A 25301-nucleotide genomic window follows, 5' to 3' on the forward strand; every position below is an offset into this window, starting at 1 on the left:
CCTCACTAGCCGCTAAAGATCGGCCAAGAGCGTCCCAGGATTCTCAATCGCGTCAGCCACGTAGCGAAGGAACCCGCCTGCCGTCCCGCCGTCGCACACTCGATGATCGAAGACTAAAGTCAGCTCCGTCAGTTTGCGCACGGCCAACTCACCGTCCACAACCCAAGGCTTATCGATGATTCGGCCGACGCCCAAGATCGCTGATTCCGGGTAGTTGATAATGGCGGCAGATCCGTCCACACCAAAGACGCCATAGTTGTTCAGCGTGAAGGTGCCGCTGGCCAATTCCGCTGGCGTAGCTTTGCCAGAGCGGGCGACGGCGGTCAACCGCCTGATCTCGGCGTCCAGTTCGCGAGCGCTTAGTTTTTGCGCTGCGCGAACCGACGGCACCATCAAACCGCGCTCAGTCTGGGCCGCGAAGCCGAGGTTCACTCCATCGACCGCGACGATTTCGCCATTTTCGATCCGAGTATTCAGCTCGGGGAATCGAGCCAGTCCGGCCAACACAAATCGAGCAATAAAAGCCAGAATCCCAGGCGTAGTCTCCGGATTGATCTTCTTGAGCGAATCACGCATTTGCAGCAGAGCCGTGGCATCTACATCGACCCACACCGTTGCTTCCGGGATTTCCGTCCGGCTTCGGCTCAAGTTCGCTGCTATGGCCTTACGGATGCCGGTCAGCGGAGTCCGCGAAAGTACCGAGAGCCCCGATCGGGGGTCCAGGCCAGCGCTTTCGGTTGGTGTTGTTGAACCTGTTTCCGCTGCGGTTACGGCGGCGCCGGTTAGCTGGAGATCCTGACGCAAAATCAAACCGCCAGGACCTGAGCCAGTGACGCTGTGCAAGGAGATACCTGAATCACGCGCCAGTTTCCGGACCAATGGTGAAATAACCAGTGGTGCGACTGAGCTCACTCCGACTGCTGCCGCCAAAGCTGGGGCTGCAGGAGTAGCTTCGGCTTTGCGGGGCCTGGAGCGCGCAGTGGCTGTTTGGCCACTAGTGCCATAACCAATAAGCACATTCCCACTGCCCGCACGCTCTTCTTCACGGTAGCTTTCGTGCGGATCACGGGCTTCACCGGGCTCTATGGCACGGGAAACCGTGAGGAAAGGCTTTCCCACATCCATCAATTGCCCCTCGGAACCATGCAAGATGGCTACGAAGCCGGCAAACGGCGAGGGAACTTCTACGAGCGACTTGGCCGTTTCGACTTCGGCAATCGGCTGATCGATCACCAAGGTATCCCCCTCGGAGACCAACCAGCGAACAAGTTCAGCTTCGGTCAGCCCTTCGCCCAAATCAGGGAGCAGGAAGACCTGCTGGTTGCCAGTGCTTTGCGTACTAATCGTGGCACTCACAACGAGTCCTCCCATTGCAACTCGTCAACGGCGTCAAGAATCCGGTCGGCACCGGGCAGGAAGAAAATCTCAAGCTTGGGGGCCGGGTATGGCACATCAAAACCAGTTACCCGGCGCACCGGTGCCGCCAACGAATGGAAACAACGTTCTTGCACCCGAGCCACAATTTCGGCGGCCATTGAGGCAAAGCCAGGCGCCTCAGCAATAACCACGGCTCGACCGGTCTTGCGCACCGAAGCGCACACCGTCTCGTCGTCAAACGGAGTCAGCGACCGGACGTCGATAACTTCGAGCGAACGGCCCTCGCCCGCAGCGATATCAGCAGCGGTAAGCGCGGCAGCAACCGAAGGCCCGTAGGCGATGAGCGTCGCATCGGTGCCTTCGCGCGCAACAACGGCTTTGCCGATGCTTTGTTTGGCTTTGCCCGGCCACTCAGCAGCCAAAGCTGCTAGATCTACGGTGTCCTTGGAGAAATAGAGCTTCTTGGGCTCAAGGAAAATAATTGGATCGTCAGAAGCAATTGCGTCGCGCAGCATGGTGTAAGCATCAGCAACCGTCGACGGCGTAAGCACCGTCAGCCCCGGTGTATGGACGTAGTACGCCTCGGACGAGTCGCAGTGGTGCTCGACGCCGCCGATGCCGCCCGCGTAGGGAATCCGGATCACCATGGGCAGCCGAACTGAACCTCTGGTTCGATTAGCCATCTTGGCAACATGGCTGACTACCTGCTGAAAGGCCGGGTAAGCGAAAGCATCGAACTGCATTTCAACAACAGGACGCATACCGTTCATGGCCATACCAATCGCCATGCCCACAATGCCAGATTCCGCCAGCGGGGTATCAAAGCAGCGCTGGTCGCCAAAGCGCGCGGTGAGCTCGTCCGTGATGCGGAAAACACCGCCCAGGGTGCCAACGTCTTCGCCAAGCATCAAGACTGACTCGTCCAGGACCATCGAATCAGCGAGCGCCTGGTTGAGCGCTTTCGCAAAAGTCGTAGGGACTGCCTGACTAGTTTGTGCCTGTGCGGCATCTGCGACGGCGGTCATGAGGCGTTTCCTTCGCGTCGGAGTTCTTCCGCGAGCTGAGCTGATTGCTCATCGAGCTGCGGGTTTGGTTCGGTGTACAGGAATCGGAAAAGATCTTGCGGGTCAATGTCCGGCTCCGAGTTCATGCCGTCACGCAACTGCGTGGCAACGATTTCGGCGCGAGCGACGATCTCGGCCTCGCCGTCGTCGTCAAGCAGCGCTTCAGCGCGCAAGAAAGCACGCATTCTGGCCACTGGATCTTTCTCTAGCCATTCGGCAACTTCGCTGTCTTGACGGTATCTCGTGGCATCATCGGCATTGGTATGCGATTGAATCCGGTAAGTATTGGCCTCTACCAATAGCGGGCCAGAGCCTTCCCGGGCTAGGGCAACCGCGCGCTTCAAAACGGCGAGCAGGGCGACGACGTCGTTACCGTCTACGTGTTCGCCTGCCATCCCGTAACCCACGGCTTTGTGCGCCAGCGACGGCGCAACTGACTGCTGAGCGAGCGGAACCGAGATTGCGTATTTATTGTTTTGCACAAAAAAGATCACCGGCAAATTGAACACTGCGGCAAAGTTCAGCGCCTCGTGAAAATCGCCTTCACTCGTGGCCCCGTCACCGCACAACGCCATCACTACAGTGTTTTCACCCCGCAGTTTCGCCGCATGCGCTACGCCGACTGCGTGGAGTAGCTGGGTGGTTAGCGGGGTGCATTGGATGCCCACCTTGTATTTCATCGGGTCATAGCCACCGTGCCAGTCACCGCGGAAAAGTGTCATCGCCTCCACCGGATCAACGCCACGGCTCATCACGGCCACAGCGTCCCGGTAGGTTGGGAAGAGCCAGTCGCCCTCATCAAGGCACAGCGCGGCCGCGACTTGGCAGGCTTCTTGGCCGTGGCTTGACGGGTAAACAGCCATTCGCCCTTGCCGAACTAAGGCAGAGTTTTGGTCGTTGAATCGACGTCCGATGACCAGCTGAGCATAGGCCTCTAATAGTGCGGCATCGTCGGGCACCGGGTACTCGTGCCCAGCTTGGCGTAAACCAGGCTCCGAGCGGCGCCCTTGCGGGTCCACCATTTGGATCTGTTCATGCGCCGGGAGCATGTAGTCCTCGACACTGATGCCAAAGGCCTGACTCACGCTCTTCAGCTGATTTTCTTGCTCTGCGGAGATCGTCATCGTTCCGTCCATTCGTCGCGCTGCTAGATTGCAGTATGACTTCCAGTATGACTTTTTTTAGACTTTATCCGCTAGCTGAGACTCAATGAGAAGACGAAATGAATCAAAAGGTGTGTTTTTGAAGATAGACTGTTAACGTGACTCACATTACAGCCGCTGTTCTGGACATATCGCTGGCGCAACATCATGACTGAGCTGCCAGTATCGGCCCCGCTGGATGAAGTAGACCGGCAAATTCTCGCCGAACTCACCCAAGATGGCCGGATTTCAATTAGTGCTTTAGCTGAAAAAGTTCACATCAGCCGCGCACACGCTTACCACCGAGTAAGCCAGCTGAGCGAGCGTGGCGTGTTGACCAAGTTTGCCGCCGTCATTGATCCAATCAAGGCCGGGCTCAAGTCCTCCGCCTATGTGACGCTTAAAGTGAAACAGCATTCTTGGCGTGAGCTGCGCGAGTCGCTAAAGACGATTGACGAGGTGCACCATATTGCGCTGGTCGGTGGCGACTTCGACGTGATACTGCTGGTCCGGGCCGAGGATAACGAGCACCTGCGCAGGCTTGTTTTTGACCGGCTACAGTCGATGCCCGGCGTCTTAGATACCCAGACCTATCTGATTTTCGACGACGTAGATTCGTGCTGATTGCAACGCCGACGTGGCTGGCTGGAAGCAAGTCACCTCGAGCGGCGCAGAAGTAAGCCCCCTATCTGGCTCAGATGTAATCGGATGCCGGCGCTTCACCAGTTCTCGATACAGTTGTCAAAGAATGGGATACCGGGGCTGGAAAGGTCGCCATGAGAGAGTTTAAACTTGCCGTTGATTGGGGTATGGGATGGCCGCTCAACGACATTATGTCCATCGAGCCCCGACCAAATTGGGATTCTCTCATCACTCCCGAGCTCAAGAAACGCATGTTCGCTTGGGGTAAGTACTTCAATGATCACGCGGATCTCGAATCAGGCAGCTTTCTTAGTGAAGAAAAGCGTAAATGGTTTGACCTTGAAGGCGTGCGCATCCTCAACGACCTTAATGATCAGGCGGGACATCTATATAAGTTCAGGCTCGAACTCTGGTTCTAAATATCTCAGCCCGCTACCGGCGCATTCCGACGTCGGGTTTTCGCACATCCGACCACTTTTACGCTCCAAATCCTGGCAGCAGCGCGGTCAACGATATGGATTTCTGCCAAAAAGTGGTGAGCGGTGTACAGGCACCCGTGACTAAGCATTAGTCGACGCTCTCCAGCGGACGCTAAAGATACACTGTTGCCGTGACCGACGTTGTCTTGAAACTGATCGATCGCGAGCTGGCCGAGCGGGTGCTGCAGAACGCTCCACTGCCAACAGATCGTTGGGCACCGGACTATCCATGGCCAGATGAGCTTGATGCGATGCGGATGTTTTTGGCCCAGCCCCTTCCGGAGCCAGCCGTCTTTGGTATTTACACCATCCGGGATCAACACAGTGGTCTCGCGATTGGCGGCATTGGTTTCTTCGGCCCGCCGGATGACGACGGCGCGGTCACCATTGGCTACAACGTGGTCCCTTCAGCGCGAGGCAATCACATGGCAAGCAACGCGGTAGCTCGGATCATCGAGATTGCCACGCAGGCAGGCGCGCGCTGTGTTCAAGCGGTGACCGATCTAGACAACGCAACCTCGCAAGCCGTGCTTCTCAAGAATGGCTTCAACGAAGTCCGCCGAGACGAGGTACAGGCCTATTTCGAGCGCTTTACGGTGTGAAGTTCGGAGCGCGTTTTTCCAAAAACGCGGCCATACCTTCTTTGTAGTTGTCCGTGCTCACAATTGCGCCTTGGGTTTTGTTCTCTAGGTCCAGTGCGTCCCAGAATCCGAGCCGTTGATCGCGGATCGCCTCAACGAGCTTTTTGCCATCTTGGTAGGCGTTAATCGGACCGCGTGAAACTCGTTGCACGATCTTACGAGTTTCTTCTAAAAGCGTCTCGGTAGGGAATGCTCTGCTGAAGAGCCCGGAACGTACCGCTTCAGCGCCACTCATGAGATCTGCGGTGTAGATCAGATCCAGCGTCCGATGTGTGCCCAGCCGTTCAGTGAAAAGCCAGTGTCCGCCCGCGTCCAACACCATGCCCAGGTCCGCAAAAGGCGAACCGATCTTGGCATCTTCGGCGAGATAGACGACGTCGGCCGCGATCAGCAAGCCTAGCCCGGCACCTAACGCTGCCCCCTGCGCCGCGGCAAAACTCGGTCCAGGAAAGTTCATAATCGCCTGCATCGCAGGCACGATCTTCTCTTCCAGAAAAGCTAGCGCGTTGTCGTTCTCAATATCGACGCCGCCCAAATCGCGACCGGCACAAAATGCCCTACCTTCACCACGCAATAGCAGCACTTTCGCTTGCCCGTCGGCGGCAGATGCCGAGGCACGTTCAACGGCCGCACGCAGGTCGACGAAAGCCTGGGCACTCATTGCGTTGAGCTTCTTCGGTGCGTTCAGAACCACCTCAGCTACGCCGTCGGCTATGGTCAGCTCAATCATGCTGGTCTCCATCGAATTCCCTTCTGGTTTTCGTGCCGGATTTTCGTGCCGAATTAGACGTCGTAATCAACCGTGACAGCGCCGGACGTCGGATGTGCTTGGCAGGTCAACACGTAGCCCCTAGCCAACTCATCCGGCTCCAAGGCATAGTTTTCCACCATCTCTACCGTGCCGTAGACCACTTTTGCACGGCAAGTGCCACAGACTCCGCCAGCGCAAGCGAATGGCACGTCTGGTCGGACCCGCAATGCGGCGTTCAAGATTGACTCGCGAGCATGCGTCGGGCTTTTGACCGAGCCCTTGAGCCCGTCCAGAGTAAAGGTGATGTCGAAACTATCGTCCGATTCGTCAACGACCACTGGCCGGCCAACCTGGCCTTCCGGACGTTCTGGTTTGCCGGTCGTAAAGAGTTCAAATCGAATCTTCTCAGCAGCAACCCCACGCTCAGCAAGCGTGTCGCGGCACAACTGCACTAGCTCAAAAGGACCACACAGAAACCATTCATCAATCTGGTCTACTCGCAGCACATTACTCAAGATGCTCTGCAGTGTTTCAGCGTCGATCCGACCGGACAGCAAAGGCGCAATGCGTTGCTCGCGCGAAAGCACATGGTGCAAAGCAAACCGCGCCGGGTATTGGTCCTTCAGATCTGCAAGCTCTTCCAAGAACATCACGTCCATCGCCGCTTTGTTCGCGTAGATCAAATCGAAGCGGTTCCGGGCATCCACAGCCAAAAGCGTTCGCGCAATGGCAATTACGGGAGTGATTCCGGAGCCGGCCGAAATCGCAACGAAGGAGCCACCGTCTTGCGGAAAGCCCGGAATTGCCGCCAAATCTTCTGGGCGGTTCAAGTCAGTGAGTACGTTGTGGTGCTTCGAAGTAAAAGCACCCATCGGGCTCATAACATCGAGGCGATACCCTGCCGCAAGTTCCGAGTTAGCCCAGGTGGAAAACCTGCCACCCAAGTTTTTTTTGACCGCAACTCGAATTTCGCTGCTGCCGTCGTCGAACGTCTTTGGCTCAGTGCAAATTGAATAGCTACGGCGAAGCTCTTTCAACTCCCCCGAATCGTCCGGCAGTTCGGTACGCAGCGCCACATATTGGCCCGGTAAGTAGTCGAACTGTCCGGTCAAATCAGCTGGAACTTCGAAGGCAACTTCGATCGCGTCTGCGGTGAGCCGACGGACTTCTTTGACCGTCAACGAATGAAAACTAGCCCGCCGATTCGCTGGCTTGCGGATAACCGCCATAGTTAATGCACCTTGAAATAGTCGAAGGGCTCCTGGCAGTCCTGGCACTTGTACAGCGCCTTGCAGGAGGTAGAACTGAAGCGCGTGAGTTCGCGAGTATTGAGTGAATTGCACAGCGGGCACTTCACCGCCAGACTGAGCCGAACTGGCCCACTCTGGCTGCCAACCTGCGAGGTGCCACTGGGCGGCGCAATTCCGTACTCAGTGAGCTTCGCCTTGCCAGACTCCGTCATCCAGTCGGTAGTCCAGGCTGGCGCAAGTACCGATTCCACGCTGGCCTCAAGGCCTTCACGCCCGAATTCGGTGATCAAATCTGCCCGAATCGCGTCCATCGCCGGACAGCCAGAATAGGTAGGCGTGATGGTGACCTTGACTCCATGCTCAGTCGTTTCGACGGCGCGCAGGATGCCCAGCTCAGCAATGCTGAGCACCGGAATTTCTGGATCGTTGATGCTTGCGGCGATTTCCCACAGCTCGTGTTGGGCCAATTTCTTTGTAAGAGTTTTCACCAGCCAGCTCCCGGATGCTCTCGAGCCAGCACCTGCATTTCAGCCAAAAGGTAGCCCAGGTGTTCGCTGCGCTGACCGCGGCGCCCGCCGCCGCTAACGCGTGACGTTTGCGGAATTTCAAGCTCCGCCTCGGTCAAAACAGCAGCAATAAAGGCGTCGAATTCGGCCCGGAACAACGACGGCGGTACCGAAACTCCGCCGTCGGCTATCGAGCCAAGTTCTTGATACAAAGCATCTTCGTCAAAAAGCTCTTCAACGTACGGCCAGGTCAGCGCCAGACCATGAATCATCCGACGCCGAGACTCTTCCGTTCCAAAAGCAAGTCGGAGCACCCATTGGCTCGCGTGATCTCGGTGGTAATCAACCTCTTTGACCGCCTTGGCAGCAATCGCAGCTAGCGTGGAATCACTGGAATTCTGCAGCCTGGAGTACAGCTCAAATTGGTAAACCGAAACAACCAGTTGGCGCGCGATAGTCCGCGCAAAGTCGCCGTTGGGTTGCTCGAAGAGCTGCGCACAACGGAACTCGGTTTCGCCACGCCAGTAAGCCAAATCATCTTCGGTCTGTGGCGTACCGTCCGGGCGGTCGAAAGCACCTGCGGCGTAGCTCAAAAAGGAACGCGCATGTCCGAGCTCATCCAAGGCGATATTGCCCAGTGCCACGTCTTCTTCAAGCTCGGGCGCGCGCGAAATCCACCAACCAAGTCTTTGCGCCAATATCAACCCGTCGTCGCCCAGCCGCAGCGCGTACTCGGCGACCGTAGCGCTTGGCCTCGCACCGGCGTCGGCAATGTCCTCCGGACGCAGCGCGTTGCCGGGCGTGATTCGAGTTGCTGATTCTTGCGCCATTAGAGGTGTTTCACCCCTTCACTCTTCGTGTAGTACGTGGCGTGGCGGTAATCCTTGCCTTGCGGCGATTCAAAGAAAGCGCCCTTCGATCCCGGATCCGAGGCAGAAATAGCATCTGCGGGCACTACCCAAACAGACACGCCTTCATTGCGGCGGGTATACAAATCGCGTGCGTTACGCAGCGCCATTGAGGCATCCGGGGCGTGCAACGAGCCGGCGTGCACATGCGAAAGGCCACGAGACGACCGGACGAAAACTTCCCACAACGGCCAGGGCTGATTTCCCTCGGACTGCGACATCAGGCGGCTCCTTCTTGTTCAGCGTGCTTTCGAGCAGCGTAGGCGGCAGCCGCCTCACGTACCCAGGCACCATCTTCATGGGCTTCTCGACGGCGTTCTAGCCGCTGCGAATTGCATGGTCCACGGCCTGCTAGTACCTCTTTGAACTCGTCCCAATCAAGCGAACCGTGTTCCCATTTATTAGTTTCGTCGTTGAACCGGATCTGGTCATCTGGCAGTGTCAGCCCAAGGACTTCAACCTGTTCAACCATCATGCATACGAAGCGCTGGCGAAGTTCGTCATTAGAGAACCGTTTGATATTCCAGGCCATGGACTGGATCGAGTTCGGCGAATCGTCATCCGGCGGGCCAAACATCATCAGGGAAGGGGTATACCAACGATTCACCGCATCCTGTGCCATCTGCTTCTGCGCCGGGGTGCCATTGGCCAATTCGAGCAGGATTTCAAAGCCCTGTCGCTGGTGGAACGACTCTTCTTTACAAACGCGAACCATTGCGCGACCATATGGTCCATAGGAAGCGCGGCAGAGCGGAACTTGATTGCAGATTGCGGCGCCGTCAACCAGCCAGCCGATTGCGCCGACATCCGCCCAGCTCAGCGTTGGGTAGTTGAAAATCGAGGAATAGCGCGCTTTGCCGGCGATGAGGTCTGTCGTCATCTTCTCGCGCGGCGTGCCAAGCGTCTCGGCGGCGGAGTACAAGTACAGTCCGTGACCGGCTTCATCTTGCACCTTTGCCATCAGAATAGCTTTGCGTTTGAGGCTCGGCGCACGCGAAATCCAATTCGCCTCAGGCTGCATGCCAATAATCTCCGAGTGCGCGTGCTGGGAAATCTGCCGAACTAGTGTCTTTCGGTAGGCCTCTGGCATCCAGTCCCGCGGTTCAATGCGTGAATCCGCGGCGATGACCCGGTCGAAGTTCTCTTTGCCGGCTGCCTCTGCAGATCTGCCAGCCTCAGTTGAGACCGACTCGAGTGTGTGCGCCATTGCTGCTCCCTACGGGGTTCGGATTCCGCGTCCGGAATCGAATTACTGACCGTTCGTTCAGTATATCCAGGATGCTCGGCGTGGGTCAACGCCGCTCGCATTAGGCTGGGCTTATGAATCACGCAGTTATTCTCGGCGGCACCGGAGCATTGGGCCGGGCGACTGCTAGCAAACTTCTTAGCGAAGGTTGGACAGTCGACGTCGTCGGGCGGAACGCCGAAAATTTTCCTGCTGAATTGCGCGAAGCTGGAGCCACATTCCAATCGGCCGATCGCTACAACAGCACCGATCTTCAAACCGTCTTCGGAGCAGGTGCGGATCTATTAGTAGATGCGCTGAGCTTCAACGAAGCGCACGCCAAGATGCTGCTACCTCACCTCGCCGGGTTTTCCAGCACCGTGATGCTCTCCAGCAAAGCCGTTTACCAAGATGAGCAAGGACGGCATGCCAACTCCGACGAGCCTCCGCAGTTCTCTGGGCCGATCTCCGAAGAGCAAGCCACCCTGCCCGCGCAGAATTCCGACTTTGCGAGCCGTGAAGGCTACGGCCCAAACAAAGTCGCGGCCGAGTAACTATTACTGGACAGCAGCTATCCCGTAACCGTGATTCGAGCCTCAAAGGTACACGGAATTGGCACTGCGCAAGCACGGGAATGGGTCTTCGTGAAACGTATTCTCGACGAACGCAAGACAGTCTTCCTTGCCCGTGAGGGTCGCGATATCAACCACACCACTGCGGCGGCGAATACCGCAGCCCTGATCGAACAAGTGGCTAGAATCCCAGGACGGCGAATCCTCAATAGCGCTGATCCGGACGCTCCTAGCGCGCTGGAGATCTGCCGAACCGTGGCGCAACATTTTGGGTCTCAGTGGCAAGAGATATTGCTGGCGGACGACGTCGACCCCGAGCTCGGCGCGCATCCCTGGACAGCAGTCCATCCAGTTGTCCTCGAAACCTCAGCCTCGTTGGCACTCGGATACCGCCCAGTTGGCAACTATGCCGAAACAATCGGCGCTGAGCTGGACTGGTTGATTGCGAACCCTGCAGAACGACCAGATGATGATGACCCGTTTTTCACTGGATTGTTCGACTACGCCAGTGAAAATCGGCATTTAGTCTAAAAGGGCGGCGGACACGACATGTGTCCGCCGCCCTTGGGCTAAGACTAGACGCTGGTCTTAGCCCAAGAAATCCTAGCTACCAAGCAGCTCGGACCCGCATCAGTGAATCGATATCCTTACCCAGCTTGCCGATCTTTTCAGTATTAATAACTGGGAAGAGACCAGGGGTATCGTCCGGACGATACGCGTCGACGTAGCGAGAGCTGAGGTTCGAGGTAAACACGACAATGTAGTTTCGCTTGTCCTTGCCCGGTAGTGAATTGACAATGCCGGCCTCCGTGCTGTTGATAGGAGTTGAGCCGTTCTTATGGGAGAACTTCACCTCAGCTTTGTCGTTGCAAGGACGCACGTCCCGGCCAAATTCACCAATTTCCGGAAGTTTGACGGTGCCGGTCAGCGGATCAACCCAGCGATTGGGTGCAGCAGTCGGAATCCCCGGTGCGGGATACTTTGCTCCGCACCGATTAGTTGTCGAAAGCATGATGTTGAGACCTTGATCGCCCAGTTCTGACATGAAGAAGTCCCGGGACGATTGAGACAACAAATCACGGGTGACCTTGGTCCCATTGGGCGCCGTCCAAAATGTTCCCGGCGATCCAGAAATTACCAAGAGCAATTTTGCGGTATCCAAGGAACTCATCTGACTTGAGATCCACGTTCCGCCATTCGCCGGATTCGTGCCTACTAAGCGGAGTAGATCCAGGCCGTTGTCTTTGAACGTTTAGTTCAGTGACGCAATTGCATTGTTGTCATGCAATATCTTGATCAACGCACACGTTGAATGATTATCTGAGTAGGTGATCATCTCGTCAAAATACTGTTTGACTGGCTTCGAGGTATCACCGGTGCAAGTAGCACTGCTACCAGTCGGTTTGTAGTCATAATTGCCGTCAAGAGTGATTTTTCCTTGATCTACCAGCTGGAGAACACCGAACCCCACCATGACCTTCAATACCGAGGCCGGATACGGCAGCATGAAGTCGATAGGTGAGTTTTCAGTGCCTGGCTCTAGATCAGTCTTACCAATTCCGCCATTGAAGTCCCAGAGGGCGTCATCCCAGTCCCGCCACCGAACCGCTTTATCGGTGGAGAAGTTCTTATCGATCGGAACCGAGACACCATAAGGGTTCTGAGGGCTAAGAATTACATTCGCAGCGCTGACGGGCGCACCACTATCATCGAGCTCGATAACAGTCGCGTCCATATTCGGCGTCTGCCGAATCTAGTCATATTTCGGCTTCGCAGATAGGCCAGTAGCTGTGCTGGGGGCCGCCAAAGCCTTACCAGGAATTTCCAATTCATCCGGGATGAAAGTCGATTTCCAGGACGGTTGCTGGCCAAATCTTGCACTGAAGCTGGCTGCCGTGGGCTTATTCGAATCTGGATCCGAATCAAGAACATCTTGAAACCGCTGTTTAGCAATCAAAACCCTCAATTGGGCAGACAAACTAGACGAAGCGAAAGACGATCCAATGTCACCATTCGAACTCGAAGATGCGGATGCGACAGGAGCGGCTTGTGCCGCTATTGGGATACCTGCGACGAGGAGCGCGCTAACGCCAATCGCAATAGCCCTATTACTCAATTTAGACACGAAAGACCCCAACCTTTGATAAGTACTGTTTTGGGTGGATGTTCCGCGAAGAAGCCGTGAACAATTAATCCACACTCGGATCTAATTAGACGGAGCGAGCAGCTTTCTGTCAAGAACCTGTGGAGTGATTCTTCAGAGACATCCCGATGCGCAGGCTCAATACTGCAACCTGCCCGGTAGCGGATCAGAGGTAAGCACTCCGCAAGGGCGATGAGCTGGACTTGAGGCATCGCCGTCGATAAAAGATTGCAAGTGAACACTCCAGTCGGTCATGACAGCTTGGCCTCGGAAAACACGAACCCTTATTTCGAAATCAACAGCGCCTGATAATCGCAATGCGACTTGCGGTCCGAGATCCAGATCGGGTCCAGCGAAGCAGCCTCAGAGACCCTGGTCGAAGAAGCGACTTCATCTAGATAGACAGACAATATAGTTGTGGAAGAAGAGGTCTGGCCAAATGATTGGCTGCGCGGCGCTTTGAGCCTGTGCGTCATGCAGACCCTGTCTACCGGGCCAACATACGGCTATGCCATTGCGGCAGCCTTGCAATCTGCTGGCTTAGGCGCGGTCAAAGGCGGCACGCTCTACCCCTTGCTAGCGAGACTTGAAGCGGCCGACTTACTCAGTAATGAGTGGCGCGAGGGCGACGGCGGCCCCGGACGCAAATACTTTTCGCTCACGAGAGCGGGCTTCGCCGAACTAGATCGACAGCGTCGCTTGTGGAATGAGTTCGCGCACCGCACAAGCGAACTCTTGAATAGCAAAATCATCGGAAAGGATCGCGATTAATGACAGCGTTCTGGCTAAGTTGAAGCTTGAGGACTGGCAATGGCGAGCGGACTGCATTAACGAACTCCGCGCACTTGGCGTAGCTGGATCAAAAATCGGCACGGCGCTCAACGAGACCGACCAATTCTGCCAAGACAGTGGTGAATGGCACCAAAAGACATTCGGTGATCCCGCTGAGTACGCAAGGGGGCTAGGACTCTCACCAGACGAGATAAAACTGTGGACGAGTATGGTCAACGCCATGCCGCTGACCCTTCAAATCCTTGGATTTTGGATCCTTTTCCCGAGCGCATTGAACCTTTTGAGCCCGGGAAAAGTGACAGTGCAATGGTTCTGGTTGTTAATCCCAGTTACCTACTTCGTAGCCACATTGATCAATGGCGACTACTTCAAACAAAAGCGTCTTCGAGTCGCGAAAATCTGGATTAAAGCCGCAGCCTTTGTCGTCATAATCGTTGCCATAATAGTTATCGGCGCTCAGCTTAGCCAAGACCCGCGAAGCTCAATTCAAGCACCAGCCTCGTTGCTCTTAGCTCTTGGCTTAGCGCTCGGGCTAGCTGGCTCAGTCTGGGCTCAGTTCGGACTTGCCCCAATAGAACCCGTCTACAGCCCACATGACACTCCCAAAGAGTACTTGACGGCGGAACTCGGTAAACAGTGGCAAACCAGATTGCGAAATTGGGGATTCACCGCAGCCTCATTGATCTTTCTCGCTATTTGCGCCGTCTTCCTATGGCGCTATTAGATTCCCGCTGCCAGCGAAACCGCTTCCTGTCCCGGCATCCTTGGCCATAAAGTGAACAGCATGACCAGTGCTCCGATTGCTAAGAAAATCCCAGTCACCCGAAGCCATCACGGCGATGTCTTCACCGACAATTACGAATGGCTCCGCGATAAGGAAAACCCCGAGGTAGTGGCACACCTTGAAGCAGAGCAGAGTTACACGGATCAAATCACCGAACATCAAGAACCGCTGCGGCAAGCCATCTTCAATGAGATGAAGGACCGCACCCAGGAAACTGATCTTTCCGTTCCGTACCGTCGCGATTACTGGTGGTACTACGTGCGAATGGAAGAGGGCCAGCAATACGGAATCCATTGCCGAGTAGCCGCATCGGAGACTGGCGACCAGATTGCGGACTGGACGCCGCCCGCCGTCGAAGCTGGCCAGCCCATTGCCGGCGAACAAATTCTGCTCGACGGCAATGCTGAGGCTGAAGGAAAACCGTTTTTCTCCATCGGCGGCCAGGCGCTAACTCGCGACCACAACCTCTTGGCATACGCCGTGGACAATGCCGGCGATGAGCGGTTCACCTTGCGCATCAAGGACCTCCGAACCGGAGAGTTGCTTGCCGATGAGATTGAAAATATCTTCTACGGCGTAGCCTTCTCCCCCGATGGCACCGAGCTCTTCTACACCGTCGTCGACGATTCCTGGCGTCCCTACCAGGTCAAATCTCACATCCTTGGCACACCCTCGAGCCAAGACACCGTGCTCTTCCAAGAAGACGATCTAGGTATGTGGACTGGCTTCGATCTTTCGGCTGATCGCAGGCAATTGCTCATCTCGATCGGTTGCTCCGAATACAGCGAAACGCACCTCCTTGATTTTGACAATCGCGAGGACGGCCTCACTTTGGTAATCTCTCGCGACGAGCGTGTGCTGTACGACGTCGACCCGGTCACCATCGAGGGCAAGCGTCAGCTGATCATCACGCACAACCGTGACGCACGTAACTCGATGGTTTCACTAGTTTCCGTCGATGAACTGAGCAAGCCGTTGGCCGACCAGCAATGGACAACCGTAGTGCCGCATAGCGAATCCGTGCGAGTGAATGGAACGGGTTCCAATGCAACGCACGCTTTCATCTCGGTACGTAAGGCCACCACCGACAAGGTGCAAATCCTGCCGCTGAAAGATTTGTTGTCCACTCCTATCGTGCCGAGTTTCGACGAAGAGCTTTACACCGTTGAACTGTCGTTGGCTGAATTCAATGCCCCGCAGATCCGTCTCAACTACACCTCGTTCGTCACCCCGCCAAGGGTCTATGACTACGTTTTGGCCAGCGGCGAGCTAATTTTGCGGAAGGAAACGCCTGTTCTTGGCAATTTCAACGCTGAGGACTACGTAGCGGAACGCGAATGGGCCACGGCAGCCGATGGCACGAAGGTTCCACTGTCGGTGATCCGCCGGGCTGACCTGAAGCGCGATGGATCTAACCCGGCAGTTGTTTACGGTTACGGCAGCTACGAGATCAGCATGGATCCTGGCTTCGCGCTGCCCCGGCTCTCGCTTTTGGATCGCGGCATCGTATTTGTCATGGCACACATCCGTGGCGGTGGCGAGCTGGGCCGCACCTGGTACGAAGACGGTAAAAAGCTCACGAAGAAAAACACGTTCACAGACTTCGTCGCCGCCACCGATTGGCTCGCTGGCTCGGGCTGGGCAGACCCGGCTCGGATTGCAGCTATGGGCGGCTCTGCGGGTGGATTGTTGATGGGTGCGGTGCTGAACTTAGCCCCGGAGAAATACGCCGCCGTCGTCGCCCAAGTTCCATTCGTTGACGCGCTGACCACCATCTTGGACCCGGATCTGCCACTTTCCGCTCTGGAATGGGAAGAATGGGGCAACCCGATCACGGATCCCGAGGTTTACCGATACATGAAGGACTACACGCCGTACGAGAATGTGCGTCCGGTTGCGTATCCAAAAATCGCCGCAGTAACCAGCTTCAACGACACACGAGTGCTCTACGTAGAACCGGCCAAATGGGTTCAGGTGCTGCGCGAAACCAGTACCGGTAGCGAACCAATTGTGCTGAAGGTCGAAATGGATGGCGGCCATGGCGGCGCTTCCGGTCGCTATGAAGGCTGGAAAACTCGCGCCTGGGACTACGCCTTCTTAGCTGATGCGCTTGGTGCTACGACCCTGGTGAGTTCTGCGACTGCCACTCGCTAAGCAAGATCGAATAGATCGCCTCGGAAGTCCACTCTCCTTTGAGATACCAGTTGTCTCGGAGCGTTCCTTCAAGTGTCATGCCGAGCCGTTCGCACAGTTTCCGCGAACTCGGGTTTTCGACGTCTAATCGTGCTTGGACGCGCTGGAAGCCTAAGGATTCGAAGGCAAGTTTGAGCACCGTACGGGCGGCTTCGGTTGTGTAACCTTTGCCCTGGTTTTCCGGGGCAAAGGTCCAACCAATTTCGCCGACAAAGCCATGCTCGGCATCGCCGCCGTCATCCCATTTCAGAGAGATATCGCCCAGCAGCCCGGGCTCGGCTCGCCGTTCGACGACGAAACTGGCCCACTCACCCGGCTCGTTGAACTCTGCTCGGTAGAATTTGCCGACCCGTTCCATGGATTCAGCCAAACTACGTGCCTCGTTCATTAGGAATCATGCGGTCTCGGGCAGCGACTGGTAAGCGTGGTAAGCCGCGAGATCTTCCGGGACATAGCGACGGAGTGTTAAGCGCTCAGTGTGCAGCGGGTATGGGATGGCGGGCATCTGAGACATATCTGCACCATACCTGCTCTCCTACCCGAAAGGCATGCCCACCAAGTGCGCGCGCTGTGTGGGGTATAATTACTCCTCCCCACAAAAATGCTAGCTACGTGGGGAGGGCTATCAGGAGCTCACCCAGCGGCGGCCGCCGTCGCCTCCGCGATGGCTCGCTCCTCATCTGTGGGCACCACCAATACCGGAATTTTCGAATCAACTGCGCTAATCAAGCGAGCTTCCTCCGACCGCACTGCATTGGCTCCGGCATCGAGCACAATACCGAGTGCACCGAGTCGAGCCACTACTAGCTCACGAAATCGGCTCGAATTTTGACCGATACCGGCGGTAAATACCAGCGCTTTCGCTCCATCAACAGCCACATGATACGCACCGACGTACTTAGCCAATCGGTAGCTTGTCACCGCGAGCGCCATTTTGGCTCCCGCGTCACCTGACTCGGCAAGTTCCACCACAGAACGCATGTCATTGTCGCCGGCCAACGCCAGTAAGCCTGACTCCCGGTTGAGCATCGTGTCCAGGGCATCCGCGTCGTAGCCCTGCCGTGCCAGGTAAACCAGGATTGACGGGTCAAGATCACCGCTACGGGCGCCCATGACCAGACCTTCGAGCGGAGTGAAACCCATTGAGGTGTCGATGCTTTTTCCCGCCTTGACCGCGGTAATCGAAGCACCGTTGCCGAGGTGCGCAATGACGCCGTCGAACTTCTCCGGCGCTATCTGTAAAAACCTGGCCGCATGCCGGGAGACGTATTCGTGACTCGTCCCATGGAACCCGTAACGCCGAATGCCGTGTTTCCGGTACAACTCGTCGGTTAGCGTGTACCGCCAGGCTTCTTCCGGCAGGCTCCGATGAAAAGCCGTGTCAAACACCGCAACCTGTGGCAGATCTGGCCATTTAGCCGCAATAGCCCGGATTCCTAGTACATTGGCTGGATTATGCAGCGGCGCCAAAGGGTTGAGTCGTTCGATTGCCCGGGTAATTTCATTGTCAATAAGAACCGGCGCACTGAAACGCTCGCCACCATGAACTACCCGATGCCCCACCGCGTCGATTCGCAGCTGACCAATTTCGGTAGCCACCAATTCCAACGCCTCAGCATGGTCAGCAACTTCGGATTGACCAATCTTTTCAATTAGCCCCTCAAGCAAGACTTCACCAGCTTCGCTCGCAATCTCCGAATAGATCGCGACGCAACGAGCGTCGATTTCCTCGCGCTGGCCAGCGGCGAGCAAAGAGCGAGCTTCTTTTGCCGTAATGCCACCTCTGCAAGCATTCGGCGAAAGATCAAAAGTCCGCGCCATCATGGCAACCATCGGATCATTCGCGGTGTCTTCTTCGGCCACGATCGGTCTGAAGAAGCCAATCCGGTCTGCACGGCGGTGCATGGCATCAGCCAAACCCAAGGTAATGAGCGATTTACCGGATCCCGGCATGGTGGCACTGACGTAAATCCCCTGAGTCATGTAACCATCCTGCCAAACTCAAGGCTCAGATAGCTCGGATTGTGAGCAAATACTCGTCAATCAACCGATGCCCTTCAGCCACGAAATAGCTCAGCCGGGCGTGCAGTTACCGTTATTCGCTAGCAGGCTAACCAATGAATCGCTATTTCCGTTCCGCGCCAGCTGCTGCAAATACTGTTCGGTGACCGGTGGCGTAGAGGAGCTATTCGATCCACCTGGGGCCTGAGAAGTCGGCGGAACAGCCGGAGTCGAGGAAGCTCCGCCTGAGGCCTGCTGCGTAGGAGCACCCGATGCTGGCGTTGAATCTGCTGGCGGCGTCTTGCCTAGCAACGCTGAAACGCGGCTCTTGATCTGGGCAAAATCAGGATAGGTGGAAAACTCAATTCCGAAATCTGGTGGACCCAGGGTCAGTTTCTTGACCTCTTGGCCCTGAGATTTTAGAGCCAGCCCAACAAAGGTTCCGAGCTGTTCGGTAGTGATATCCGATTCCATGATCTGAGTACCGGCCTTGGCTAGCTCGCCGAATTTGGTGAGCACCTTGAGCGGGTCCATTTGCTTCACTAGCGCCTGAACCACGCACTGCTGCCGCGAGCTGCGTGCATAATCAGTGGTCCACTCACGGGAGCGCGCGTACCAAAGCGCGTGGTACCCGTCCAGAGTCTGAGCACCGGGCGCAATCCAACCCTCAGGCGGCAAATGCAAGCCGTTGATACCGATAGCCTCACCACTGATAGGTACCCAACCGCCAGCATTGATCTTGACGCCACCGAACAGATCCACAAGTTGCGAGAAATTGTCCATGTCCACAATGACAAACGCCTGCATGGTCAGGCCCAGGATTTCTCCGACGGTTTCCATCATTGCTTTAGCACTAGGATCAGCAGCTCCCGGGTACAACGAAGCATAGTTCTCAGAGACCTTGGAGTAGAGATTGCCAATGATGCATTCGTCGCCACAGCTAAATCCAGTGGGAAAAACCTTCTTCAGCGGCGAAGAAGCCGGGAAAGGGGCTCCTTGGAAATTACGCGGCAGGCTGATCGTTGCTGCGGCGCCAGTGGTCGCGTCCACGCTAATCGCCATGATGCTGTCCGGCCGACGACCGACCCGGTCTTCTCCGGCGTCGCCGCCCATAACCAAGAAGTTGTACCGGCCATCAATGGGATTCAAGAAGGGAGTAACCGGTTTATCGTCGGCACCTCCGGCAACAGGTCCGCTAAAAATATCCGCGAGCGCATTACGACTGAGATTGACCAGATAGGCCGCATAGCCGGTGCCGCCAGCGGTAAACAGCAGTAGTGGAACAAGCACGACGACGGTCCCGACTTTAAGCGCGGATCGCAGCCTGGGGAATCGGACTAAGCCGAAGATATCCAGATAAGTAATCACGTACCAGAGTGATAGCGAGGCCAGACCAACCAGAACGGCCATCGAGCGACCCGGGTGTGTGATGCGCGAAATTGCCGAGGTCTTGTCAACAAGTACCGAAACGCCAACGTACGCAGCCGCTGCCCAAAATATCGCGGGAATGACCAAAAAGAGCCAGCGTAACCAGGTGTTGCCACCGCGGATGAATCTCGGCGCACCAGGGAAAACTGCATTGAGCAAAAGTAACCCGAAGGTTGGTCCCGGCCTGGTGGGACCTTCCAGCGGTACCAGGTGGCGCGGTGATTCGCGCCGTCTGGATTGACGGCTCATATTGGCTTCCCTCACTGATCATTCCCCCGGAGTGGCTTAAGGGTTGAGAATACGCCATCGCATCAGTCCATCAAGCAGGCCTTTGTTTGGGCTGAGCAAAATGTCTCGGTCTTGACACAGTCCGATGAACAGGATTACCTAATGAACATTCAGTCAGTAAATAACCTGCTTGTTCAGCCTCCGGAGGCCACTATGACGCATCCAATGCTTGAAGGCGAGGCCGCCTCCGACTGGCTTGGTATCACTATCGACAAGATCAGCGACGGCCACGCAACGTTGTCGATGACGTTACGGCCCGAGATGATGAACGGTTTTGGCGTAAGCCACGGCGGCATGATCTTTGCCTTTGCCGACTCGGCATTTGCTTTTGCTTGCAATCCTGCGGATTCCGACGGCTCGACTCAAACAGTGGCGGCTGGCGTCGATATCAATTTTCTGGCACCAAGCCGGGCGGGCCAAAGACTGACAGCGGTAGCCAACAGACGGGCGCAGACCGGCCGTAGCGGTATTTACGATGTGCAAGTTTTTGCTGAATCTGATGCCAGCCCGGAACTCATTGCCGAGTTCCGCGGACGTTCCCGAACCATTCCTACTCGAGGGAGCAATGCATGAATAACGCTGAAGACCCGCAGTTTTTTGACCGCGAGCGCATTGAAGAACTGCAATTGGCCAGGCTCCAACAAACTGTTCATTATGCCTATGACCGCGTTCCGCTCTACCAACGAAAATTTGATGCCGCAGGGGTTAAGCCATCAGATTTGCGCACTCTAGATGATTTGGCGCTCTTCCCTTACACGACCAAGGAAGATCTACGAGCTGAGTATCCCTTTGGCATGTTTGCCGTTCCGCAGTCCGAAGTGGCCCGGATTCATGCCTCCTCTGGTACCACCGGCAAACCTACCGTGGTGGGCTATACCGCGCAGGATCTAAAAAACTGGGCTTCCCTAGTGGCTCGGTCAATAAGCGCTTCTGGGGCACGACCAGGCCACAAGGTGCACATTGCTTACGGCTACGGGCTCTTTACTGGCGGCCTAGGCGCGCATTACGGTGCCGAAGCGCTGGGCTGCACCGTGATTCCGATGTCTGGCGGGCAGACTGAAAAACAGATTCAACTGATCCAGGACTTTGAGCCGGATGTCATCATGTGTACGCCAACCTATTTATTGACCATCATGGATGCGATGGTGCGACGCGGCATCGAGCCACAGTCAACTTCGCTCAAATTCGCGGTCTGCGGTGCTGAGCCCTGGACCGAAGAAATGCGGCACGAGCTGGAAGCGGGGCTTGGGCTCAAAGCCAGTGACATTTATGGCCTTTCCGAAGTGATTGGGCCTGGAGTCGCCGGCGAATTCGTCGAAACACAGGATGGATCTCACATTTGGGAAGATCACTTTCGACCCGAGATTGTTGACCCATACACCTTGGATAATGTGCTGCCGGACGGTGAAACGGGTGAGCTAGTTTTCACCACGTTGACCAAAAAAGCCCTACCCATAATTCGATACCGCACGAAAGATCTGACCCGATTATTGCCCGGTACCGCACGGCCTGGCATGCGTCGAATGGCTCGGATTGGCGGCCGCACGGACGACATGATTATTTTGCGCGGCGTCAATCTTTTCCCTTCTCAAATCGAGGAAATCGCACTGCGCATCCCCGATCTCAGCCCACACTTCCAGCTTGAGATCACTCGCAGTCCCGGGCAACAGATGGATGAATTGACCGTCAAAGTTGAACCGCGAGAAGGCACTTCCGTAGCGCAACGAGACGCGGCGGTAGCCCTGCTGCGGAAGGAGATCAAAGTGCACATTGGCTCTTCGGCCGCGATCGTCGTCGTCGATCCTGGCACTTTGGAACGCTCCAATGGCAAACTTCGCCGCGTTTACGATCTGCGGGAGAAGCCATGACGGTCAACGCGGCGCGGCGCGGCAGACCCGGTTATGACCAAGAGACTGTCCTTCGAATAGCTGTTGAGGCGTTCAACCAGCACGGATATGAAGCAACCTCAATGGGGCTTCTGGCTGAACGGCTAGGTGTCTCAAAATCTGCTATCTACCACCACGTAGATTCCAAAGAGGCGCTATTGGAGCTCGCTTTGGATCAGGCACTTGGCGGTCTTGAAGCAGTTTTAGCGGCTTCTTCTGCAGCAGAAAAGCCTGACGCCAGATTAGAGCGAGTGCTTCGTGGCACGGTTGCGGTGCTCGTGGAGAAGCTGCCCTATGTCACGTTGCTGCTGAGGTTGCGCGGGAACACGGCGATGGAGCGCGAGGCGCTGCGCCGTCGTCGTGATTTTGACCGTGAAGTCTCAATATTGGTTTCGGCAGCTCAGGCCGGTGGTTCGCTTCGTTCAGACACTGATGCTCGAACGGCAGAGCGGCTGCTCGTCGGCACGATCAACTCAATAGTCGGATGGTACCGACCAGGCGGATCCCTGAGTGCGGCCAAATTAGCTGACCAGGTGATTGCCATGGTGTTTGACGGACTCCGACTCTAATCCGAAAGTCATGTCCCCGCTCAGACCGCTGTGCGGGGACATAAGTACTTATGTCCCCTCTTCGCCCCTATCGCTGGGACATAACTTTGGTCATTGCGCTGCTTACTAGTTGCAGAAACTCTTCGGGGTGGTAGAAAACGGTGCTGTACTTGACGCGGAGGGTTGGAATCCCGTTGACCACGTAGTAGTTATTCCGACGCCGGTCCTCATCAAAGGCGGTCTCCGTCGAATGGTGCTCGCGGCCGTCAAGTTCCAAGCCCAGAACGCCGTCCAGCAGCATGTCTAGCCGGCCCAGTCCTGGGAAATATTTTTGAATTTGCACCTGATAACCGGCGCTCTCAAGTTCGTAGCGGGCCACCGTTTCCAAAATTGACTCTGACGCCGGGTTGATTCGGGCAACAATCGCGTTGATTTTGGCATTTATTACGGCCCAAAGTCGCCGCGCGCAATTGCGCCAAAGTCAGTTGCCGGAGCACTACACTCGATTCCGCCACGGCGAATGCCTCGCGCTCCGGCAAACAGCGTAGACATTGAAGTACAACGTCGAGCACAGAAGGACGCCCTCGGCTTCGGTGCCGGATAAATGGCCCTGAGATCCGACTGTTCGGCGCACAAACATGCCACTTCTCGGGCTTACTGACAACCCATAATCCGCGGGTAACCGCTGCTGAGATACAGCCGAGCTCAGCACCCCGACGACGAGCGTCGATCCACCAGCTTGGTGTTCCGGTCACGGCATAAACGCCCCGCGGAAACAGCGCTATCTGACTAGATTCAACAGCATGCGCCATCATTTTCGGCGTCACCCCGGCACGCAACAGCTCAACCCGACGCACCGCGCCACCTTGCAACAATGCCAGTTGGACAATTTTTCGATCCACCATCTCATCCTGGCGTAATAAGCCCACGCCGTCAGGAGTTAAATCCGGACTGTGGATAACTTATGTCCCAGACAAAATGTCTGCGCGGGGACATAAGTAGTTATGTCCCCGCGCAGAGCCCAAAGATGGGACTCTACGAAACTTTGCAGCAGGCTAATTGGACACCGCTTGGCTAAGCTGCCTCACCAATGAATGCTTGCCTTGGGTAGCCATTGTTTTCGACGGACTCCCGGAGTAAGTTGCTGATGAGGCGGGGCTAATGACCGACGACGCCGTGCCAGGACTCAAGGAGGAGTACCGTGAGCAACGCGCTCAGCGAGACACCGAAGCCGATCCGGAGTGTGGTTGCGGCCCGGATGGACAGACTGCCGTGGACTAAATTCCATTGGACGGTGGTGATTGGCCTTGGTGTCTCCTGGATATTGGATGGCCTGGAAGTCCAAATCGTGGCTCAAAATGGCTTCCAACAAGCACTTGGTATGGACAGCGCTCAGATCGGTTTGACCGGCACGATTTACTTGATTTGGCAGGTCGCGGGGTCTCTAGTCTTCGGCCGCATGGCTGACCGATTAGGCCGTAAGCGGCTCTTCATCCTGACGCTGGCAATCTACCTGGTTGGCAGCGGCATTGCTGGTTTTTCACCGAATATGGAATTCCTCTGGGTCTTCAGATTCATCGCAGGGATGGGTATTGGCGGCGAAAATACCGCGATCAACTCGGCGATCGACGAATTGATCCCTTCGCACTACCGGGGGCGGGTTGATATTGCGATCAACGGAACATATTGGGCCGGTGCTGCCCTGGGCGCCACTGCCAATATCTTCCTCCTACCTGGCGGTTCTGAGGCAGCTGATTCATTTGCCAACGGTTGGGGCTGGCGCATCGGGTTCTTCGTTGGCCCCGTCTTGGGATTTATCATCATCTATCTGCGACGGCATATTCCGGAAAGTCCGCGCTGGCTGGTCACTCATGGTCATCAAGCCGAAGCCGAAGCCACGGTCGACAAAATCGAGGCGGACATTAGAGCTTCTGGCTGCGAGCTCAGTGAAGTTTCTGATGACCAGGCGATGCTGATAGCTCCGATGAAGAGCGTGCCCTTTGGAAAGGTGTTTCGAGTATTCGTCTTCCAATATCCAAAACGCACCTTCCTGAGCTTGAGCATGATGATTACGCAATCCTTTCTCTACAACGCAATCTTTTTCAGTTATGCGCTAGTCCTGGAAAACTTTTACGCCGTGCCTAAAGGCACAACTGGGTTCTATATTTTTCCTTTCGCCATTGGCAATTTGCTCGGACCATTGCTGCTTGGACCGCTCTTCGACACCATTGGCAGACGGAAAATGATTTTCACTACCTATGGTTTGGCTGGCGTGGTGCTCGCGGTGTCCGCCGCACTTTTCCAAGCGAACGTTCTGAACGCCACCACCCACGTCATCTTGTGGTGTATCGCGTTTTTCTTCGCCTCGGCGGGAGCATCCTCGGCTTACCTGACCGTCAGCGAAATCTTCCCTTTGGAACTTCGCGGCCAAGCAATCTCGTATTTCTTCGCTGTCGCGCAAATAGTTGGCGCGCTTGGCCCGGTTATTTTCGGCGCCTTGGTGGGCGACGGCACTAGCCGCGGCCCAATCACCGGCGGTTTCTATCTTGGCTCCGCGATTATGTTTGCCGGCGGGATCATTGCTTTGATCTTCGGCGTCAACGCGGAGCGACAATCATTGGAAATGATCGCGGATCCGCTGTCTAAAGTCAGCGAACCGAGCGATTCGAAGGGAGCATAAG

General features: G+C 56.0%; 29 protein-coding genes. 12 read left to right on the forward strand and 17 right to left on the reverse strand.

Translation table 11 applies throughout. The annotated features are described in order from the left end of the window. Positions 1–12: 12 nt before the first annotated feature. From RSAL33209_RS11730 to pdhA, 3 genes are read right to left on the reverse strand one after another with little or no spacing between them, the layout of a single operon-like run. Positions 13–1371 (reverse strand): dihydrolipoamide acetyltransferase family protein, encoded by a 1359-nt coding sequence (locus tag RSAL33209_RS11730; RefSeq protein WP_012246031.1) that lies wholly within the window; start codon positions 1369–1371, stop codon positions 13–15. Beyond that, positions 1353–2402, reverse strand: a complete 1050-nt coding sequence (locus RSAL33209_RS11735; protein ID WP_012246032.1) for an alpha-ketoacid dehydrogenase subunit beta — start codon at positions 2400–2402, stop codon at positions 1353–1355. Before RSAL33209_RS11735 ends, RSAL33209_RS11730 begins: the two co-directional genes overlap by 19 nt. Further along, a complete protein-coding gene (pdhA, locus tag RSAL33209_RS11740; protein WP_233494194.1) occupies positions 2399–3565 on the reverse strand; it encodes a pyruvate dehydrogenase (acetyl-transferring) E1 component subunit alpha in 1167 nt (388 codons plus the stop codon). Before pdhA ends, RSAL33209_RS11735 begins: the two co-directional genes overlap by 4 nt. A 186-nt stretch (positions 3566–3751) precedes the next feature. On the opposite strand from pdhA, the gene RSAL33209_RS11745 reads away from it, so the two are divergent. The 3 genes from RSAL33209_RS11745 to RSAL33209_RS11755 all read left to right on the forward strand — a co-directional run bounded on the left by RSAL33209_RS11745 (position 3752) and on the right by RSAL33209_RS11755 (position 5306). After that, positions 3752–4207 (forward strand): Lrp/AsnC family transcriptional regulator, encoded by a 456-nt coding sequence (locus tag RSAL33209_RS11745; protein WP_012246034.1) that lies wholly within the window; start codon positions 3752–3754, stop codon positions 4205–4207. Positions 4208–4359: 152 nt separating this feature from the next. Further along, positions 4360–4644, forward strand: a complete 285-nt coding sequence (locus RSAL33209_RS11750) for a hypothetical protein (protein WP_012246035.1) — start codon at positions 4360–4362, stop codon at positions 4642–4644. Positions 4645–4835: 191 nt separating this feature from the next. Further along, positions 4836–5306: a GNAT family N-acetyltransferase gene (locus RSAL33209_RS11755; RefSeq protein WP_012246036.1), complete on the forward strand. Its 471-nt coding sequence runs from the start codon at positions 4836–4838 to the stop codon at positions 5304–5306. Here the strand turns inward: RSAL33209_RS11755 and RSAL33209_RS11760 are convergent. The 6 genes from RSAL33209_RS11760 to paaA are packed head-to-tail and all read right to left on the reverse strand — an operon-like array spanning position 5296 to position 9967. Next, positions 5296–6087 (reverse strand): enoyl-CoA hydratase/isomerase family protein, encoded by a 792-nt coding sequence (locus tag RSAL33209_RS11760; protein ID WP_012246037.1) that lies wholly within the window; start codon positions 6085–6087, stop codon positions 5296–5298. The genes RSAL33209_RS11755 and RSAL33209_RS11760 overlap by 11 nt on opposite strands. Positions 6088–6128: 41 nt before the next feature. After that, positions 6129–7325, reverse strand: a complete 1197-nt coding sequence (gene paaE / locus RSAL33209_RS11765; RefSeq protein WP_012246038.1) for a 1,2-phenylacetyl-CoA epoxidase subunit PaaE — start codon at positions 7323–7325, stop codon at positions 6129–6131. 2 nt (positions 7326–7327) lie between these two features. Further along, on the reverse strand, positions 7328–7834 hold the full coding sequence (gene paaD / locus RSAL33209_RS11770; protein WP_012246039.1) for a 1,2-phenylacetyl-CoA epoxidase subunit PaaD: 507 nt from the start codon (positions 7832–7834) through the stop codon (positions 7328–7330). Continuing rightward, entirely contained in the window at positions 7831–8682 is an 852-nt protein-coding gene (gene paaC / locus RSAL33209_RS11775) for a 1,2-phenylacetyl-CoA epoxidase subunit PaaC (RefSeq protein ID WP_012246040.1), read from the reverse strand. The genes paaD and paaC overlap by 4 nt, the downstream gene beginning before the upstream one ends. Continuing rightward, positions 8682–8981 carry a 1,2-phenylacetyl-CoA epoxidase subunit PaaB gene (gene paaB, locus RSAL33209_RS11780; protein ID WP_012246041.1) on the reverse strand — a complete coding sequence of 100 codons (300 nt, stop codon included), beginning with the start codon at positions 8979–8981 and terminating at the stop codon, positions 8682–8684. The genes paaC and paaB overlap by 1 nt, the downstream gene beginning before the upstream one ends. Continuing rightward, positions 8981–9967 (reverse strand): 1,2-phenylacetyl-CoA epoxidase subunit PaaA, encoded by a 987-nt coding sequence (paaA, locus tag RSAL33209_RS11785; RefSeq protein WP_012246042.1) that lies wholly within the window; start codon positions 9965–9967, stop codon positions 8981–8983. The genes paaB and paaA overlap by 1 nt, the downstream gene beginning before the upstream one ends. 113 nt (positions 9968–10080) lie before the next feature. On the opposite strand from paaA, the gene RSAL33209_RS18200 reads away from it, so the two are divergent. Both RSAL33209_RS18200 and RSAL33209_RS18205 read left to right on the forward strand, forming a co-directional pair. Next, entirely contained in the window at positions 10081–10539 is a 459-nt protein-coding gene (locus RSAL33209_RS18200; RefSeq protein WP_012246043.1) for an NAD-dependent epimerase/dehydratase family protein, read from the forward strand. 30 nt (positions 10540–10569) lie between these two features. Beyond that, positions 10570–11088, forward strand: a complete 519-nt coding sequence (locus RSAL33209_RS18205) for a hypothetical protein (protein WP_012246044.1) — start codon at positions 10570–10572, stop codon at positions 11086–11088. A gap of 76 nt (positions 11089–11164) precedes the next feature. Here the strand turns inward: RSAL33209_RS18205 and RSAL33209_RS16420 are convergent, their stop codons facing one another. Then, the gene (locus RSAL33209_RS16420; RefSeq protein WP_012246045.1) at positions 11165–11728 is read right to left on the reverse strand and encodes a hypothetical protein; all 564 of its coding nucleotides are present in this window, start codon (positions 11726–11728) and stop codon (positions 11165–11167) included. An 81-nt stretch (positions 11729–11809) separates the two neighbouring features. Beyond that, positions 11810–12292: a serine hydrolase gene (locus RSAL33209_RS16425; RefSeq protein ID WP_012246046.1), complete on the reverse strand. Its 483-nt coding sequence runs from the start codon at positions 12290–12292 to the stop codon at positions 11810–11812. Positions 12293–13117: 825 nt separating this feature from the next. Between RSAL33209_RS16425 and RSAL33209_RS11805 the strand changes: the two genes are divergently transcribed. The 3 genes from RSAL33209_RS11805 to RSAL33209_RS11815 all read left to right on the forward strand — a co-directional run bounded on the left by RSAL33209_RS11805 (position 13118) and on the right by RSAL33209_RS11815 (position 16430). Next, positions 13118–13471, forward strand: coding sequence for a PadR family transcriptional regulator (locus RSAL33209_RS11805; RefSeq protein ID WP_012246047.1), 354 nt, complete (start codon positions 13118–13120; stop codon positions 13469–13471). A 241-nt stretch (positions 13472–13712) separates the two neighbouring features. After that, positions 13713–14216, forward strand: a complete 504-nt coding sequence (locus tag RSAL33209_RS11810) for a hypothetical protein (RefSeq protein WP_145962078.1) — start codon at positions 13713–13715, stop codon at positions 14214–14216. Between the two features lie 60 nt (positions 14217–14276). Next, positions 14277–16430 carry a S9 family peptidase gene (locus RSAL33209_RS11815; RefSeq protein WP_049758978.1) on the forward strand — a complete coding sequence of 718 codons (2154 nt, stop codon included), beginning with the start codon at positions 14277–14279 and terminating at the stop codon, positions 16428–16430. Here RSAL33209_RS11815 and RSAL33209_RS11820 read toward each other — a convergent pair. The 4 genes from RSAL33209_RS11820 to RSAL33209_RS11830 all read right to left on the reverse strand — a co-directional run bounded on the left by RSAL33209_RS11820 (position 16393) and on the right by RSAL33209_RS11830 (position 20147). Beyond that, positions 16393–16857: a GNAT family N-acetyltransferase gene (locus RSAL33209_RS11820; RefSeq protein ID WP_233494195.1), complete on the reverse strand. Its 465-nt coding sequence runs from the start codon at positions 16855–16857 to the stop codon at positions 16393–16395. The genes RSAL33209_RS11815 and RSAL33209_RS11820 overlap by 38 nt on opposite strands. 6 nt (positions 16858–16863) lie before the next feature. Further along, entirely contained in the window at positions 16864–16974 is a 111-nt protein-coding gene (locus RSAL33209_RS18830; protein WP_233496558.1) for a GNAT family N-acetyltransferase, read from the reverse strand. 128 nt (positions 16975–17102) lie between these two features. After that, complete coding sequence (locus RSAL33209_RS11825) at positions 17103–18452, reverse strand: acetate kinase (RefSeq protein WP_012246050.1); 1350 nt, start codon at positions 18450–18452, stop codon at positions 17103–17105. Positions 18453–18542: 90 nt separating this feature from the next. Further along, positions 18543–20147: an LCP family protein gene (locus RSAL33209_RS11830; protein ID WP_012246051.1), complete on the reverse strand. Its 1605-nt coding sequence runs from the start codon at positions 20145–20147 to the stop codon at positions 18543–18545. A gap of 141 nt (positions 20148–20288) precedes the next feature. Between RSAL33209_RS11830 and paaI the strand changes: the two genes are divergently transcribed. From paaI to RSAL33209_RS11845, 3 genes are read left to right on the forward strand one after another with little or no spacing between them, the layout of a single operon-like run. Then, positions 20289–20759 (forward strand): hydroxyphenylacetyl-CoA thioesterase PaaI, encoded by a 471-nt coding sequence (paaI, locus tag RSAL33209_RS11835; RefSeq protein WP_049758979.1) that lies wholly within the window; start codon positions 20289–20291, stop codon positions 20757–20759. After that, the gene (gene paaK, locus RSAL33209_RS11840) at positions 20756–22054 is read left to right on the forward strand and encodes a phenylacetate--CoA ligase PaaK (RefSeq protein WP_012246053.1); all 1299 of its coding nucleotides are present in this window, start codon (positions 20756–20758) and stop codon (positions 22052–22054) included. Before paaI ends, paaK begins: the two co-directional genes overlap by 4 nt. Continuing rightward, positions 22051–22641, forward strand: coding sequence for a TetR/AcrR family transcriptional regulator (locus tag RSAL33209_RS11845; RefSeq protein WP_012246054.1), 591 nt, complete (start codon positions 22051–22053; stop codon positions 22639–22641). The genes paaK and RSAL33209_RS11845 overlap by 4 nt, the downstream gene beginning before the upstream one ends. Positions 22642–22708: 67 nt before the next feature. Here RSAL33209_RS11845 and RSAL33209_RS11850 read toward each other — a convergent pair whose 3' ends face one another. Both RSAL33209_RS11850 and RSAL33209_RS11855 read right to left on the reverse strand, forming a co-directional pair. Then, positions 22709–22999: a hypothetical protein gene (locus RSAL33209_RS11850; protein ID WP_049758980.1), complete on the reverse strand. Its 291-nt coding sequence runs from the start codon at positions 22997–22999 to the stop codon at positions 22709–22711. After that, a complete protein-coding gene (locus tag RSAL33209_RS11855) occupies positions 22980–23522 on the reverse strand; it encodes a type IV toxin-antitoxin system AbiEi family antitoxin domain-containing protein (RefSeq protein ID WP_145962079.1) in 543 nt (180 codons plus the stop codon). The genes RSAL33209_RS11850 and RSAL33209_RS11855 overlap by 20 nt, the downstream gene beginning before the upstream one ends. Positions 23523–23821: 299 nt before the next feature. Between RSAL33209_RS11855 and RSAL33209_RS11860 the strand changes: the two genes are divergently transcribed. After that, positions 23822–25300 (forward strand): MFS transporter, encoded by a 1479-nt coding sequence (locus RSAL33209_RS11860; RefSeq protein WP_012246058.1) that lies wholly within the window; start codon positions 23822–23824, stop codon positions 25298–25300. Position 25301 lies beyond the last annotated feature (1 nt).

This window comes from Renibacterium salmoninarum ATCC 33209, assembly GCF_000018885.1.
Classification (GTDB): Bacteria; Actinomycetota; Actinomycetes; order Actinomycetales; family Micrococcaceae; genus Renibacterium; species Renibacterium salmoninarum.